We start from the raw sequence: 16,261 nt of genomic DNA, 5'->3' as shown, positions 1-16,261 counted from the left end.
CATACACAAGTATGTGACTAGTGCGAATGAACACGGCCAACAACGCTACGGCTCGAAGTATGACGAGTAAAAGATTATTTATAGATAGCCGCGGTACCATTCATTGAATTTTCACCGCCAGCAGAAATCACACGGAATGAAGTTGCACCAGCTTCATCAGCTTTTTTGGCTAATTGTGCGGTTAAATCATTAACGCTTACTGCACCTGTTACTGAAACATAGCCTGTTGCTGCTTTATCGGTATTTTGAACTTCAGTTGCTGCCATTGTACCGAATGAAAAAGCACCTAAAGTTAAAGCTGTAGCAAATAGTTTTGACATTTTCATAATATATTCCTTTGGTGAATTTGATTTTTAACAGGGGTTTTACTGTTTCCCTGTGATGTGGATCATATTATGCGCTTTAATTAGAAATGAAAATTAGCTAATTTTGCTATAGTTATTCAACTTATTTGAACATGAACCTAGGTTGAGGCTTCAGATTTGTGACAGATTTATATCAATTTCTAGTTAGAATTTAGTATGTTATAAACATTACTATTCAAGAGTATATTCGACCTTACTGCTGATATTTTTCCTTATATATCAGCACAGAATGATAAATTTAAAGATTAAAAATAGGGTTATGAAACAGAATAATTGGTATTTATACTTAATTAGGCAGAAGAACAACGCGTTATATTGTGGAATAACCACTGACGTGCAGCGACGTTTTACCCAACATAAAGAAGGAAAAGGCGCAAAAGCATTGAAAGGGAAGGCACCACTCACACTAGTCTTCCAATGTGCAGTCGGCAATCGTTCTAGTGCATCACAAGTAGAATATAAAATTAAACAGTTGAATAAAAAGACAAAAGAAAGGCTGGTTATTAGCCAGCCTGATAATATTATTGATTACTTAGCAAATTATACGTTATCAAAATGCGAAGAATAGGTCACTTGACCGGTGTGATCATTCATTTCACCATTTTCAAGCCCACAAATCATAAAATGCGATTGATGTTCTGGCCATTGACAGTGAATATCATGGTTTGATGCAAGCTTAAAACCAAAGCGGCGATAATAATCAGTATCCCCTAATACCACTACAGCACCATAACCAAACTCATTTAAGCTATCTAAGCCCTCATAAACCAGTTTTTCACCAATACCTTGGCCTTGATATAATTTACTAACGGCAAGGGGGGCTAAACCTACCCACTGAACATCTTCACCATTAACATCCACAGGGGTGAAACCGATATAACCTATCACTTCACCATCGTCATTCGTGGCAACGACACCGAGTGTCAGCAGGCCATCTTCACGTAAATGTTGAACAAGATCCGCTTCCGATCCTGTCGGAAACGTTGCACGTAATAATCTGTCGATACCCATAGCATCAACTGGGATCTCTACTCGGATCAACATGAAGTTAGCGCAAGTGTTTTTTGCTCTGCGCCCTCATCTTCTTGTACTGCTTTAATCACATCCGCCAATTGAAGGAGTGTAAAACGCAATGGCGCAGGCATATTTTCAAGTTCAAAAGCATCCATTAAGTTTTTAACATACAAACCTAATTCCGTATCACCTTCAATAACTAGCCTACGTTGGAAAAACAACGTATCTGGATCTTCTTTACGTGCAGCAATCAAAATCAAGTCATTAGCATTCCCACTGACACTTACATCAGCTTGTGCATGTTGCTTAACGACGAGAACGCCTTCTTGCAAACTAATAAACCACACTAATGCTAAATCGTTGATTGCTACTTTTAGCCATTTACCTTCAAGAAAGTCTAGCTCACCCTCTTTTACCGACTCACGAAACTGCCAACTTAATAGTTGCTCAAGTACTTGGCGTTGCAAGGCAAATGGGGTCACTTTTAAAGGTAACTTCAATAAAGAAGGCCCTTTTGTTATGAGTTGAGAACGAATTTTACCTAACACAATACTGACTCCCGTATCAATTATTGGTCCGTTTCCGCATAACTACTGGGTTGGAGTAGCAGCTTAAGTTGTGACTTAATTTATGATAGCTATCTTGCCAAAAAAATACATTATTAGCTTGATCCTATATCAATTTTTACTCATCTCGCCAATATTTATTTTTTAACTTGCAGACCCTAGCAACGAATACTGATAGCCATTAACAATTTCTCTGCTCTAAATCAAAACCGATAACAGACCATTTGATTAAAATATGCTGTTGTGAAATCGATACAGGGATAGATGTAATGGAATTACTTTGCCCAGCAGGAAGCCTGCCAGCCTTAAAAGCGGCGGTGGATAATGGTGCCGATGCAGTTTATATTGGACTCAAAAATGATACCAATGCACGTCACTTCGCAGGATTAAATTTTACTGAAAAAAAACTGCATGAGGCAGAGCGATATATCCATAGTCGTAAACGTAAATTACATATTGCGATTAATACATTTGCCCATCCAGAGAGTTATCAGCGTTGGAAAGATTCCGTCGATCTTGCCGCTGATCTAGGTGCTGATGCCTTGATCATCGCTGATATTGCGATGTTAGAATATGCGGCCAATAAATATCCACATATTGAACGTCATGTTTCTGTGCAAGCCTCAGCCACAAATACTGAAGCCATACGATTTTATGAACGTAATTTTCAAGTTCATCGTGTTGTCCTCCCTCGCGTCTTATCTATTCATCAAGTAAAACAACTCGCTAAAAATAGCCCTGTGCCTCTTGAAGTCTTTGCTTTTGGCAGCCTGTGTATTATGGCTGAAGGCCGCTGTTATCTTTCGTCTTATTTGACCGGAGAATCACCCAATACCGTCGGTGCTTGCTCACCAGCACGCTTTGTTCGCTGGCAACAAACGCCAAATGGGATGGAATCACGCCTAAATGACGTGCTAATTGACCGCTACGAAAAAAATGAAAATGCGGGTTATCCGACATTGTGTAAAGGCCGATATCTGGTTGATGAACAGAAATATCATGTGCTCGAAGAACCCACCAGCTTAAATACGATTGAACTGCTTCCTGATTTAATGGCAGCCAATATCGCATCAGTCAAAATTGAAGGCCGGCAACGTAGTCCTGCCTATGTGACTGAAGTAACAAGAATTTGGCGACGCGCTATCGACTGCTATAAAGCAAACCCAGAACAATTTGTAACTGACCCTAAATGGCTGAAAGTTCTTGGTAACCTTTCCGAAGGTAGCCAAACCACTCTGGGTGCATATCACCGCAAATGGCAGTAATTAGGGGAATATCATGAAGTACGCTTTAGGGTCAGTTCTCTATTACTGGCCAAAACAAACTTTGAACGATTTTTATCAACTTGCCATGCAAAGTGAAGCCGACATTATTTACATCGGTGAAACCGTTTGCAGTAAACGTCGCGAAATGAAACCAAGCGACTGGATAGAGCTTGCCCGCCAACTCGCCAGTAGTGGCAAACAAATAGTCTTAAGCTCACTAGCTTTATTGCAGGCACCTTCAGAATTGAAGGAAATCAGTAAACTGGTTGATAACGGCGAGTTTCTCGTTGAGGCACATGATTTTGGTGTAATAAACATGCTAGCAGAAAAAAAGCTCCCTTTCGTCGCAGGGCATGGCCTCAACTGTTACAACGCACAAACACTCAATATTTTATTACGTGAAGGTATGACACGTTGGTGTATGCCTGTTGAGCTCTCACGCGACTGGCTGATAAACTTGCTCAATCAATGTGACGATATTGGTATTCGCGGGAAATTTGAAGTTGAAGTCATGAGCTACGGACATCTTCCCCTCGCCTATTCAGCAAGATGCTTCACGGCTCGTTCAGAAAACAAGCAAAAAGATGAGTGCGAAACCTGCTGTATTAACTATCCACAAGGGCGTGAAGTGCTCTCTCAGGAACAACAACAAGTCTTTATACTTAATGGAATACAAACTCTTAGTGGTTATTGCTACAATCTTGGAAACGAATTGGAGTCAATGAAAGATTTGGTTGATATCGTCCGAGTTTCCCCAGAAAGTGAGCATTCACTTGAGATACTCTCACAATTTAAAGCCAACGAAAATGGAATTGCCCCTATCGCTATTGCAGATAAAAGCTGTAATGGTTATTGGCGACAAATTGCTGGTTTATCAATGATATCGTAATATTTAAAGCAAAATAGGGCTAATAAATTATATATTCAGCCCTATCTGATTTAAGATTCTTTATGATGTTTACGCCAGCGATTAAATACATGGCTAATATGGCGTAGTTCGCCATCACGTAACATACCGATTAACACACCAATTACTGAATAAATTACGCCTAGAATTAGCATCATAACGATATCCATTAATACGTCACTAAACGGTAATCCCATTTGATTAATCCCCGCCATAGCGCTTGTAGCCCATGTGGAAGGCAATGCAGATGCAATCATTCGAACCCAATCAGGCATCGCTTGCAGTGGCCAAATTGTCCCTGACATATAAAAGACCGGTGTTGTAATAAACGCGAGCGTTAGATAAATCATTTCGACACTACGTAAGCACTCAGTGACGAGTTTTCCTAAACCAATAACCGCTAGCAGGAAAGGAAAAGTAAGCATCCAAATTTGGTATAACGGTGCTTCTTGTCGATAACCTAATATCCACGGCCACAACGCGAAAAAAACAGTCGATAGAAATAACCAAATTGGAATTAACGCCGAAAGCGCACCTAAATAAACCGCCAACGGTGGCTTACCTTTTGGTGTTGAGCGAATTGCAATACTGACTCGTACACAAGCAATTAACAATGAATGCTGTAATAACATCACCAATAAGCCGGGAAAAACAATCGCCGCAAAGCTTACACCTGGGTTATACAAAGGTTCAGTTTCACTACGTATCGGCGTAATAATAACTTTCGCTTGCTCTTTACTGTAGCCTGCATTTTGAAGAAGTTGCAGATTATAAGCGCTCAACAAAGATTGATATGCATTAGCCAGCTCTTGCTGAATTTGCCCACTCGCAAGACGGTTTGTTGCATCCCCATAAACCGGCACCGTAATATTTTTACCGCTTAAAAGGTGTTGCTCAAAATCCGTTGGAACAATAACAATCGCAAATAATTTTCTTGCAATCATATCCTGCCGAGCTTGCGCTAAATTATCATAACCATGCAATTGCACTTTCGGCGTCGCATCTAAATCACGAATAAGTGTGCGGCTCGCCACGCTATGATCCATATCGATGACAGCTACAGGTAAATCCCACAGCACGGGTTTTGCATACACTAAGCTCATCACGCATAAAGACACCAATAACAACAACCACATAGGTTTCTCTAGCATACCCAATAGCACTTTACGGAAAGTAGCAAAATACATTGACATTAAGCGACCTCCCCTTGCATTTCGAGCCGTTTAACCAATCTTTTACGGATCAAAAATGCAGTCACTACCGGATAAATCAGCAAAAATAGACACACTTGAATAATGCGAGAAAATGAAATTTCGCGCAAAAAGATGTCAAACATGGCATTTAATGTATGCGTAAGCGGTTCAATATTCGAAATAATTTGAGCCGGCAAAATCATTGATAATTCAGGCACCGCCATCCCAGAAAAAGCTAAGGCGATACTGACTAACATCCCGATTAAGCTGTAAGCCATAATGGCGCTTGAGGTAAAGCTAAAGAGTAGTAATCCAATACTCTGCGCCGCTATCACATAGAAAAAGCCCACCATAACCATATAAAGGGGATTACCGATAACTTTTGCATCGAAAATAGTCACTAACGCCGCGAGCTCAACAATTAATAAGGTTGTAAAAAACAAAGTATAAGGCGCCATCTTACCTAACAAAGCCATGGTAAACGGCTTCACGCTTTGTAATGTTGTGCCTCGAGACATGGTATAAATGGTACAAGTCACCACAAACAATTGCAGCATATGAATAGTGGCGGCAAATTGCTGATAGTAAATATAGCTACCACTCGGATTAAACAGACTGTCATAAGACAACGCAACCTGCGCTAGTGGCGGTAATGAACGCCCCATCGACTTAGCCATTTCTTGGCGGTACTTTGCATTAAGCTCGGCCACTAACCCACTAAAGTCTTGAATCGCATAACTACCTGATGCATAAAATAATGCGTTGTAGTACATGCGCAGCTCTGGCTGACGACCTCGTAAAATATCCTCTTCAAAGTTATGTGGGATATACAACAAGGCATAATCTTTTGAACTTCCCAATCTTTTTAAAGAGGTATTTAAATTATCATCGACGGTTTTAACATCAGCGTGAGGCCCTGCATTCAAGTCTCTAATAATTTGTCTAGAAATCGGACTATGGTTGTTATCCACCACTGAAACGGGCAGATCCATCAAGGTTCCCTCTGAAAAGTTAGCACTAATTAGCGTAAACAACATCAAAGGAAATAACCAACTTAGCCAGTGAAATACTGGGCTGCGGATAGCCATCTTGGTTTCGCGACTAAAGGCGTGTTCAAAGCCATGCCAAGCGAACTTTAATTTCATTCCAGCACCTTTTTATTTATCCCAGTGCCATAACACACTCATCCCAGGTCTTAAACCGTTCACAGGCTCTAACGGATATAGGCGCACTTCAAACGTTTTTAAATCAAAATCCCCTGTAGCTCTGGTCGCACGCTTTGTGGCGTAATCACCTTTTGGTGCAATATAACGAATTTGTGCCTCAATCAGTTTATCCCCCAAAGCAGGTACAGATAACTGAATCTTATCCCCTTTTTTTACATCGACTAAAATATCTTCGCGTAAATTATAAATAAAATAGGCTTGAGGAATACGAATTAATGATACCAGCGGGCTGCCCGCATTGAATAATTCGCCAATTTCAGCAGGGATAGGACCCACTTCACCATCTACAGGTGCCTTAACCTGTAAATCATCCACTTGTACTTGTATTTCTGCGAGTTTTTGCTCAGCTTGATTAAGCGCGGCTTCATATTGATGACGTAATTCAACACGGTCACCATGTTGGCCTTCATCTAAACGCGCCTTCGCACCTTGAACCTGCTGGAACGCCACATCTTTAGCTTTTCGCGCGCTATCCAATTCATTTGCAGAAACGTAGCCTTTACCAGAAAGACTGCTTAAACGTGCAAACTCACGAGTTGCATTTTGATACTGTGAATTTGCTTCCGCTAAAGAAGCTTGTAAGTCACGAAGGGTTTCTTCACGGGTACCATTAATTGAGAGGTCAAGCTGCGCTTGCGCCTGTGCTTTTGCTGCTTTTAACGCTGAATATTGTGCTTGTAGCTCTGGGCTTTCTAAGGTCAATAGTAATTGCCCTTGTTTAACATCATCGCCACGCTCAACATGTCGTTCAATCACTCGCCCTTTTGCTTTTGAAGTCACGATGACTTCAGGTGCATCAACTTCACCCTGTAACAATAGATATTGATTATGGGAATGAAAAAGCGCTGCCGCTGCTATTAAGATAAGCATCAACAAAATCAGTACTATTGTTCTTTTTTTCATTATTTATATGAGCCTTAAATAATAACGTAGGTAACTATCATCTCTAGAGTATGACAATAAATGCAGTGAGATGTTAATAAAATCGTGCGGAAGATCACAAAAAGTGAGGCCTTTGTATAATATTGGAGCGATTTATTTCTTATGTCAAATAATGATGAACTAACATAATGCGAATGTCGATTACTTAACCAACGACTTACGATATAATTGTAATTCTAATGGATGCCTACCGACGATGACCTACAAATAGCATATCCCACTAATTACATACATAAATATGTATTAGTACGAGATAGCGAAATTACCCCACAACATGAATACCACGAGCTAATGCTCTAAATAATTCATGATGTGGGTAGGCGACTAGCGAGGATATCTTGGGGAGCATACATAAGTATGTGACCCAAGTAGCCGAGTGAAGTCAACACCCCCACAACATGAATATGACGAGCCAATGCTCTAAATAATTCATGATGTGGGTAGGCGACTAGCGAGGATATCTTGGAGAGCATACATAAGTATGTGACCCAAGTAGCCGAGTGAAGTCAACACCCCCACAACATGAAGTATGACGAGCATGTACGAATTTGATTTAATTTTACTCCTACTCCAACAAATGTGCGTCTACCTGGTTATCGCTTGGGCGCTAAGTCGAACCCCACTCGTCATTCCTCTACTAAAAGTGAGTATCCGCTTACCTCACAAAGTGATGTGTTACCTGATTTTCTCTGTGTTTTGTATTATCGGGACATACTTTGGCTTACACATTAATGATTCAATTGCGAATACTCGTGCAATTGGAGCGGTTCTTGGTGGCTTACTTGGAGGCCCTGTTGTTGGTTTTGCTGTTGGTTTCACTGGAGGCTTACATCGCTATTCACTAGGGGGGATGAGCGCATTTAGCTGCATGATTTCGACTATTGTTGAAGGTCTCATTGGTGGCTTGGTACATCGTTATTATATGAAACGGGGAGAAATTAATAAGATATTTAATCCCGTCACAGCGAGTTGTGTCACTTTCATCGCTGAAATAATTCAAATGCTCATTATTCTTTTACTCGCTCGTCCTTTTGATGAAGCATTAGAATTAGTCAAAAACATTGCTGCCCCAATGGTAATTGCTAATACAATTGGCGCTGCGATGTTTATTCGTATCTTACTGGATAGACGCGCTATTGTTGAAAAATACACCAGTGCATTTTCAGCGCAAGCCCTCAAGATTGCACTTTGTACCGATGGTATTTTACGATCAGGCTTCAACGCTGATAACAGCATGAAAGTTGCAAAAATTATTTACCAAGAATTAGAAATTGGCGCGGTTGCGATTACCGATCGTGAAAAAATACTGGCTTTTATTGGATTAGGTGCCGATCATCATCGGCTCGGAACGCAAATTGCCTCAGAACAATCAAGAAGAGCTATTGAAAACAATGAAGTTGTCTATGCCGATGGTAGTGAAACACCCTATAAATGCTCCCTTAGTCCGAGCTGTAAACTAGGTTCTGCACTTGTTATTCCTTTACGAGGTGAGAACGATCGCGTTATTGGCACAATTAAGCTATATGAAGCTAAAAATCGACTCTTTAGCTCAATTAACCGCACCTTGGGCGAAGGGATTGCCAGCCTATTCTCCGCTCAAATTTTAGCCGGACAATATGAACGTAATAAACAATCTTTACTGCAATCAGAGGTAAAGCTGCTTCACGCACAAGTGAACCCTCACTTTTTATTTAACGTGCTTAATACCTTACAAGCCGTTATTCGTAAAGATAGCCAACAAGCCAGCCAACTGGTGCAGTATATTTCGACCTTCTTTCGCAATAACTTAAAACGTCCCGAACAAAATGCAACATTTGAAGAAGAGCTAGAACACATCAATGCCTACTTACAAATTGAAAAGGCGCGTTTTAGAGAAAACTTACAAATTCATTTAGATATCCCTAATGATGTAAAACATGTGGAATTGCCTGCTTTCACGTTACAACCCTTGGTAGAGAATGCAATTAAACATGGCACCTCACAGTTATTAGAGACCGGATACATTACAATACGCAGCTATATTCGCAGTGAACATGTTTATATCGAAATTGAAGATAATGCGGGCCTCTATAAACCCGCAACGAAATGTGATGGACTGGGAATGAGCTTAGTCGATAAGCGCCTTCGCTTAAAATATGGCGAACAATATGGCATCAATGTTGAGTGTGAACCTGAACAATTTACACGAATGAAAATACGCCTACCCTACACTTTAAAAAAATAACATAATTGAATTTCTATGAATGTATTAATTGTTGATGATGAACCACTTGCCCGTGAAAATTTACGTTGTTTACTTGAAGAACATGATGATATTGAAATCATTGGTGAATGTAGCAATGCAATTGAAGCTATTGGCATTATCCATAAAAAAAAGCCCGATGTTGTTTTTTTAGATATCCAAATGCCGCGGATTACTGGCCTTGAAATGGTCAGTATGCTTGATTCAGAAGAACGCCCTCATATCGTTTTTCTAACAGCCTTTAATGAGTTTGCGATTCAAGCGTTTGAAGAACATGCTTTTGATTATTTATTAAAACCATTAGAAAATGAAAGGTTAAATAAAACCTTACACCGGTTACGCCAAGGCAAACAAAAACAAAATCTGGAATTACTAAGCAGCAATGAGCCGCTTAAATTTATTCCGTGCACAGGCCACAGCCGTATTTATTTAATGAAATTAGATGACGTTCTCTATATCACCTCACGTATGAGCGGTGTCTACGTCATGAGTACGCAAGGTCAAGAGGGATTCACCGAGCTGACACTGCGCACGCTTGAAATGCGCACACCATTAATTCGTTGTCACCGCCAATATCTCGTTAATATGACCCAATTAAACGAGATCCTCCTTGGCGATAGTGGTCAAGCAGAGTTAGTTCTAAGCTCTGGAGAACATATCCCTGTCAGCCGGCGTTATTTGAAACCGCTAAAAGAAGCACTTGGGTTGATTTAATTCATCATAAAAAGGAGCAATATAATGGCCGATTTTTATCTTCAAATTCGTACAAATTCAATGACTTTAAAAAATGTTGAAACCCATGAAGAACACAGCGTAACAGGGGAGTTCTCTTCATCTAGATTAATTATTGGTGATTTTGCTACTGCTGAATATGTTTTATTTCAACTTATTGATGCAATGAAGCTTAATGTCAGAATGCCTTTAACACCTCACCATCGAATTGTTGTCCAAGCACTCGAAAAAAATGAAGGTGGCCTGAGCCCTGTTGAGGTCCGAGTTTTAGAAGAGGTCGTAGTAAGCGCATTCAATCATAAAGTGAAAAAAGTTGTGGTAAGTCATGACGAGTTACCAATGTCTCAAAAACAAGCAGAAACGTTGTTAAATCAAAAATAAAACTTTTAATTAAAAAAACGACTCAACTAAGAATAAATAAAAAAAACTGCACCTTAATCAGTTGATTCTCAACTTTTAGGGTGCAGTTTAAATATTATTTCATAATGGAAGTTTTAAACACTTCCATTAAATCATGCTATTACGCGTTATGGCTGCTGCTACGACGACGTGGAGCTGCTGTGTTCGCATCTTGGCTACGAGGAGCTGAGCTTGAATTCGCACGGCCACGGCTTTCACCACCACCACGACGCTCGCCACCACGGTCAGCACCGCGCTCTCCACCACGGTCATTACGACGACCCGCGCCGAAACCACCTTCACTTCCGCCATCACGACGAGGACCACTACGGCGTTCAGTACGACGTTCAAATGGTTGTGCATCACCCATCAATTGCATTTGCATTGGTTTATTCAATACACGTGCACGGCTTAGGTGACCTAACACTTCAGTTGGCATGCCTTTTGGTAATTCAATCGTTGTATGTGTACCATACAATTTAATGTTACCAATATAACGGCTGCTGATATCTGCTTCGTTAGCAATCGCACCAACAATGTGACGAACTTCCACACCATCATCACGACCCACTTCAATACGATACATTTCCATATCACCAACATCACGACGCTCACGACGGCCACCACGTTCACCGCGTTCTGCACGGTCAAAGCTGTTACCATTGCTGTTTCCGCTATTGCGGTCACGGTCACCACGACGACGATCATCACCACGGTCACGGTCATTTGATTCACGACGCGGACGGCGCGGTGCATCTGGTGGCAGAATTAAAGCACGTTCACCTTGGGCCATTTTCAGCAATGCAGCTGCTAATGTTTCCATATCTACATCTTCAGATGGAGATATTTTTGCCAATAATGCACGGTATTTATCTAAATCACTGCTATCCAGTTGTTGTTGAACTTTTTCAGCAAATTTAGCCTGACGACGCTCGCTTAATACGTTTGCATCTGGTAATTCAACTTCAGGAATAACCATTTTCATAGTGCGTTCAACGTTGCGCAGAAGACGGCGTTCACGGTTCTCAACGAACAGTAAAGCACGACCTGCACGACCTGCACGACCAGTACGGCCAATACGGTGAACGTATGATTCAGCATCCATTGGGATGTCGTAGTTAACAACTAAGCTAATACGCTCAACATCAAGACCACGTGCTGCAACGTCAGTTGCAATCAGGATGTTCAAACGGCCATCTTTTAAACGCTCGAGAGTTTGTTCACGCAGTGCTTGGTTCATATCACCATTCAATGCTGCACTATTATAGCCACTACGTTCAAGCGCTTCAGCTACTTCTAGTGTTGCATTTTTGGTACGAACGAAAATAATTGCAGCATCAAAATCTTCCGCTTCTAAGAAACGAACTAATGCTTCATTTTTACGCATGCCACTTACTGTCCAATAGCTTTGTGAGATATCAGGACGTGTAGTAACACTCGCTTGAATGCGAACTTCTTTAGGATCTTTCATGAAACGACGTGTAATACGACGGATCGGATCTGGCATAGTAGCAGAGAACAATGCAGTTTGATGATTTGCTGGGATTTGGCTCATGATGTTTTCAACATCTTCAATAAAGCCCATTCTTAACATTTCATCAGCTTCGTCTAATACTAAGCCTTTCAGTTTAGAAAGATCTAAAGTCCCACGCTTCAGGTGATCAAGAAGACGACCTGGTGTACCCACAACAATTTGTGGACCTTGGCGTAAGGCGCGTAATTGCACGTCATAACGTTGTCCGCCATACAGGGCAACAACATTAACGCGGCTCATATGTTTAGAGAAATCACTCATCGCTTCCGCAACTTGTACCGCCAACTCACGAGTTGGTGCTAATACTAGGATTTGCGGTGCTTTTAATTCTGGGTCGATGTTATTCAGTAATGGCACACCAAACGCAGCAGTTTTACCACTACCCGTTTGTGCCATACCCAGTACATCATTGCCGCTCAGTAACAATGGAATACATTGTTTCTGAATCGGAGAAGGTTTTTCATATCCCAGGTCGTTTAGTGCAGCCAAAATTGGTGCTGATAAACCTAACTCAGCAAAAGAAATATCGGTCTCAGTAGTCATGTAAAGGTGCCTTATACTTAGTGGCGGCCAGTTTACATAACTCCACGAAAATCATTTCGGTCATTATCATTTAAAATGTGAACTGGCTCAAATTGTGTTATTAAACGAACAAATAGGCCGTCATCCCTAGGGATGATGACTTAAAAAATAATAGTGAAATGTTCGTCAGCTATTGCTGGCCCGATTCTGAAAGGTCGTCTTGTTCTTGGCCTAATAGCGCCAATTCCAACAATGCATAGCGGTGTTCAACAAAGCTGTGAGCGTTGTTAGCTACCGTCAGTTTGAATAACGCAGCTGCGCTATCCTTATCCCCCAGACTTAGGTAATGTTTACCTAAATAGAAGTTTGTTTCACTGAGATGCTCAGCGAGCGAAGTGTTATCCGCAGAAGTTTCTTTCAAGCGCTCCATTAATGTTTTTTCATTAATGTTGCCAAGATAAAATTCTACGATATTCCAGCCCCATTGCCCCTTCTCCGCTTGTGTGTAGCGAGCTGCAAGATTATCTTGCGCCATACGCGGGTCTATGTCTTTTTCTACAAGATAAAGCCATAGAGTACGAAAAGGATCATTTGGATCTATCTGATAATACGCCAGCAGATCATCCTGCGCTAGTTTGTATCGTCCACCGTAATATAATGCGATGCCACGATTCATTTGCGCGAAATTGTAAGTTGGATCAAGTTCTAAAACAGAATCAAACGCTTCATAGGCAGCATCATAATTGCCTGCCTGCGTAAAATATATTCCTAGAAAGTTAAAAATCTCAGGAATATCAGGACGTATGGCTAACGCAGTCGAAAAATCGTTACGCGCCAGTGCCCTTAAACCTAGACTATCATACAACACACCGCGCTCATATAAAAGCTGTGCGTACTCATCATCGGTTAAAGACCGACTCGCAAGGATTTGTTCCATGCGAGCCAGTATCACTTCTTGTTGTAATGAAGGTTGAAGTGGAACAGCAAGAACCTCGTTTTTTCGCCAATCTTGATTGCTACATCCAACGATAACAAAAAAGATAAGCGCAGAAACCACACGAATTAACGTGTTAAAGTCTCTAAACCGAAGACAGATACCGTTCAACATACTCCGCCCTTAAATTACCACTTTGTTCAGCAAATTTAGCTGATAGCGCCCTTAAACTTTAGAGCGCTGGATTTTTGGTTCAGCTTACTCTGCTGAGTCCTGTTGTACTGGTGTTTCATCAGTTGCAACAGCTTCTTTCATGCTAAGGCGAATACGACCTTGACGATCGATTTCTAATACCTTAACAGGAACTTCTTGACCCATTTGCAGGTAATCAGTCACTTTCTCTACACGCTTATCAGCGATTTGAGAAATATGGACTAAACCTTCTTTACCACCACCGATTGCAACAAAAGCACCAAAGTCGACAATACGAGTTACTTTACCTTGGTAAACACGGTTAACTTCAACTTCAGCCGTGATTTCTTCAATGCGGCGAATAGCTTCTTTTGCTTTCAAACCATCAGTTGCAGCAATCTTAACTGTACCATCATCTTCGATTTCAATAGTTGTACCCGTTTCTTCGGTCAGTGCACGAATGACTGAGCCGCCTTTACCGATAACATCTTTGATTTTGTCAGAGTTAATTTTGATGGTATAGATACGTGGTGCAAATTCAGAGATTTCTTCACGTGGACCATTGATTGCCTGTTCCATTGTACCAAGAATATGCAAACGTGCACCTTTAGCTTGGTTCAATGCAACTTTCATGATTTCACTTGTGATACCTTCGATTTTAATGTCCATTTGCAGTGCACTGATACCTTCACGGCTACCAGCAACTTTAAAGTCCATATCACCTAAGTGATCTTCATCACCTAAGATATCAGAAAGAACGACGAAATCATTGCCTTCTTTAACCAGACCCATTGCAATACCAGCAACAGCGGCTTTAATTGGTACACCTGCATCCATAAGAGCAAGTGATGCACCACAAACAGACGCCATAGATGACGAACCGTTAGATTCTGTAATCTCAGAAACAACACGGATCGTGTATGGGAAGTCTGCGTGATTTGGCATAACAGCCAATACACCACGTTTTGCTAAACGGCCATGACCAATTTCACGACGTTTAGGTGAACCGACCATGCCAGTTTCACCAACAGAGTATGGAGGGAAGTTGTAATGGAACAAGAAGCGGTCAGTGTATTCACCCATAATTTGGTCAATCACCTGTGCATCACGTTCAGTACCTAACGTTGCTGCCACTAGAGCCTGAGTTTCACCACGAGTAAACAGTGCAGAACCATGAGCACGTGGAAGGACACCAGTACGTACATCAAGCGCACGAACCATATCTTTCTCACGACCATCTATACGTGGCTCACCACGAATAACACGGCTACGAACAACTTGTTTTTCTAAGCTAGCAAGAATGTCAGAAACTTCAGAAACATCAACAGTTTCATCTTCAGCAACTAAAGTTGCAGTCACTTCATCTTTAATCAAATTAACTTGAGCATAACGCTCTTGTTTTTCAGTGATACGGTAAGCATCGCCCATACGGCTTTCTGCTAACACAGCAATACGGTCATGCAGAACTTGGTTAATTGGCTCTGGCTGCCAATCCCATTTCTCTTTACCAGCTTCTTTCACTAACTCATTAATATTTTGAATAACAACTTGCTGTTGCTCATGACCAAACACAACGGCACCCAGCATTTGTTCTTCACTTAACAGTTCAGCTTCTGACTCAACCATTAATACCGCGTTATCTGTACCTGCAACAACCAAGTCAAGACGGCTTGTTTTTAGTTCATCAGCAGTTGGATTAAGAACATATTGGTCATTGATAAAACCAACACGCGCTGCACCGATAGGACCATTAAATGGTACGCCTGACAGTGCTAATGCAGCTGATGCACCAATCATCGCAACCATATCAGGGTTAACTTGTGGGTTAACCGAAACAACTGTTGCAATAATTTGAATTTCATTCAAAAAACTATCTGGGAATAATGGACGCAGTGGACGGTCAATCAAACGAGCGATCAGCGTCTCGCCTTCACCAGGACGACCTTCACGACGGAAGAAGCTACCTGGGATACGGCCTGCTGCATAGGTGCGTTCTTGATAGTTAACAGTTAAAGGAAAGAAATTTTGACCTTCTTTAACTTTTTTCTGAGCAACCACAGTAACGAATACTGCGGTATCATCCATATTTACCATCACAGCTGCAGTTGCCTGACGAGCCATCATGCCTGTTTCAATCGTTACGGTATGTTGACCGTACTGAAATTTACGAACAATAGGATTTAACACAATATTACCCTTTTTGTAAGGCTACCTGAGCATCTCCGATA

The 16,261-nt window shown here is 41.2% G+C and carries 15 protein-coding genes; 6 read left to right on the top strand and 9 right to left on the bottom strand.

From position 1 onward, the window contains the following. Positions 1-74 precede the first annotated feature (74 nt). Complete coding sequence (locus ACTH6U_RS03475) at positions 75-326, bottom strand: DUF1471 domain-containing protein (RefSeq protein WP_294104133.1); 252 nt, start codon at positions 324-326, stop codon at positions 75-77. 298 nt (positions 327-624) lie between these two features. On the opposite strand from ACTH6U_RS03475, the gene ACTH6U_RS03470 reads away from it, so the two are divergent. Further along, positions 625-933, top strand: coding sequence for a GIY-YIG nuclease family protein (locus ACTH6U_RS03470; protein WP_294104135.1), 309 nt, complete (start codon positions 625-627; stop codon positions 931-933). Here ACTH6U_RS03470 and ACTH6U_RS03465 read toward each other — a convergent pair. Together ACTH6U_RS03465 and ubiT are read right to left on the bottom strand one after the other, a co-directional pair. Continuing rightward, on the bottom strand, positions 906-1,409 hold the full coding sequence (locus tag ACTH6U_RS03465) for a GNAT family N-acetyltransferase (protein WP_294104137.1): 504 nt from the start codon (positions 1,407-1,409) through the stop codon (positions 906-908). The two genes, ACTH6U_RS03470 and ACTH6U_RS03465, sit on opposite strands and share 28 nt — an antisense overlap. Then, entirely contained in the window at positions 1,403-1,927 is a 525-nt protein-coding gene (gene ubiT, locus ACTH6U_RS03460; protein ID WP_336429323.1) for a ubiquinone anaerobic biosynthesis accessory factor UbiT, read from the bottom strand. Before ubiT ends, ACTH6U_RS03465 begins: the two co-directional genes overlap by 7 nt. A 287-nt stretch (positions 1,928-2,214) precedes the next feature. Here ubiT and ubiU point away from each other — a divergent pair, with 287 nt between their 5' ends. Both ubiU and ACTH6U_RS03450 read left to right on the top strand, forming a co-directional pair. Continuing rightward, positions 2,215-3,210, top strand: a complete 996-nt coding sequence (gene ubiU, locus ACTH6U_RS03455; protein WP_294104142.1) for a ubiquinone anaerobic biosynthesis protein UbiU — start codon at positions 2,215-2,217, stop codon at positions 3,208-3,210. Between the two features lie 13 nt (positions 3,211-3,223). Next, positions 3,224-4,099, top strand: a complete 876-nt coding sequence (locus tag ACTH6U_RS03450; RefSeq protein WP_441831583.1) for a U32 family peptidase — start codon at positions 3,224-3,226, stop codon at positions 4,097-4,099. Between the two features lie 50 nt (positions 4,100-4,149). Here the strand turns inward: ACTH6U_RS03450 and ACTH6U_RS03445 are convergent, their stop codons facing one another. The 3 genes from ACTH6U_RS03445 to ACTH6U_RS03435 are packed head-to-tail and all read right to left on the bottom strand — an operon-like array spanning position 4,150 to position 7,439. After that, the gene (locus ACTH6U_RS03445) at positions 4,150-5,310 is read right to left on the bottom strand and encodes an ABC transporter permease (RefSeq protein ID WP_294104146.1); all 1,161 of its coding nucleotides are present in this window, start codon (positions 5,308-5,310) and stop codon (positions 4,150-4,152) included. After that, complete coding sequence (locus ACTH6U_RS03440) at positions 5,310-6,455, bottom strand: ABC transporter permease (RefSeq protein WP_434719712.1); 1,146 nt, start codon at positions 6,453-6,455, stop codon at positions 5,310-5,312. Before ACTH6U_RS03440 ends, ACTH6U_RS03445 begins: the two co-directional genes overlap by 1 nt. Before the next feature lie 12 nt (positions 6,456-6,467). Further along, positions 6,468-7,439, bottom strand: a complete 972-nt coding sequence (locus ACTH6U_RS03435; protein ID WP_441831582.1) for an HlyD family secretion protein — start codon at positions 7,437-7,439, stop codon at positions 6,468-6,470. A gap of 577 nt (positions 7,440-8,016) precedes the next feature. On the opposite strand from ACTH6U_RS03435, the gene ACTH6U_RS03430 reads away from it, so the two are divergent. Genes ACTH6U_RS03430 through ACTH6U_RS03420 form a run of 3 tightly spaced genes read left to right on the top strand, consistent with a single transcriptional unit; the run spans position 8,017 to position 10,833 of the window. Beyond that, positions 8,017-9,702, top strand: coding sequence for a sensor histidine kinase (locus ACTH6U_RS03430; RefSeq protein ID WP_294104430.1), 1,686 nt, complete (start codon positions 8,017-8,019; stop codon positions 9,700-9,702). 15 nt (positions 9,703-9,717) lie between these two features. After that, the gene (gene btsR, locus ACTH6U_RS03425; RefSeq protein ID WP_294104152.1) at positions 9,718-10,434 is read left to right on the top strand and encodes a two-component system response regulator BtsR; all 717 of its coding nucleotides are present in this window, start codon (positions 9,718-9,720) and stop codon (positions 10,432-10,434) included. Positions 10,435-10,458: 24 nt separating this feature from the next. After that, complete coding sequence (locus tag ACTH6U_RS03420; RefSeq protein WP_441828914.1) at positions 10,459-10,833, top strand: YjaA family stress response protein; 375 nt, start codon at positions 10,459-10,461, stop codon at positions 10,831-10,833. A gap of 139 nt (positions 10,834-10,972) precedes the next feature. Here ACTH6U_RS03420 and ACTH6U_RS03415 read toward each other — a convergent pair whose 3' ends face one another. From ACTH6U_RS03415 to pnp, 3 genes are all read right to left on the bottom strand, one after another. Then, on the bottom strand, positions 10,973-12,928 hold the full coding sequence (locus ACTH6U_RS03415) for a DEAD/DEAH family ATP-dependent RNA helicase (RefSeq protein ID WP_294104156.1): 1,956 nt from the start codon (positions 12,926-12,928) through the stop codon (positions 10,973-10,975). A 169-nt stretch (positions 12,929-13,097) separates the two neighbouring features. After that, the gene (gene nlpI, locus ACTH6U_RS03410) at positions 13,098-14,015 is read right to left on the bottom strand and encodes a lipoprotein NlpI (RefSeq protein WP_294104158.1); all 918 of its coding nucleotides are present in this window, start codon (positions 14,013-14,015) and stop codon (positions 13,098-13,100) included. 84 nt (positions 14,016-14,099) lie between these two features. Then, positions 14,100-16,220, bottom strand: coding sequence for a polyribonucleotide nucleotidyltransferase (pnp, locus tag ACTH6U_RS03405; RefSeq protein ID WP_294104160.1), 2,121 nt, complete (start codon positions 16,218-16,220; stop codon positions 14,100-14,102). Between the last annotated feature and the right edge of the window lie 41 nt (positions 16,221-16,261).

Source organism: Providencia sp., from assembly GCF_052096715.1.
GTDB lineage: Bacteria > Pseudomonadota > Gammaproteobacteria > Enterobacterales > Enterobacteriaceae > Providencia.
Note: the sequence above shows the minus strand (reverse complement) of the source record. Positions and strands in the feature narration are given on the sequence as shown.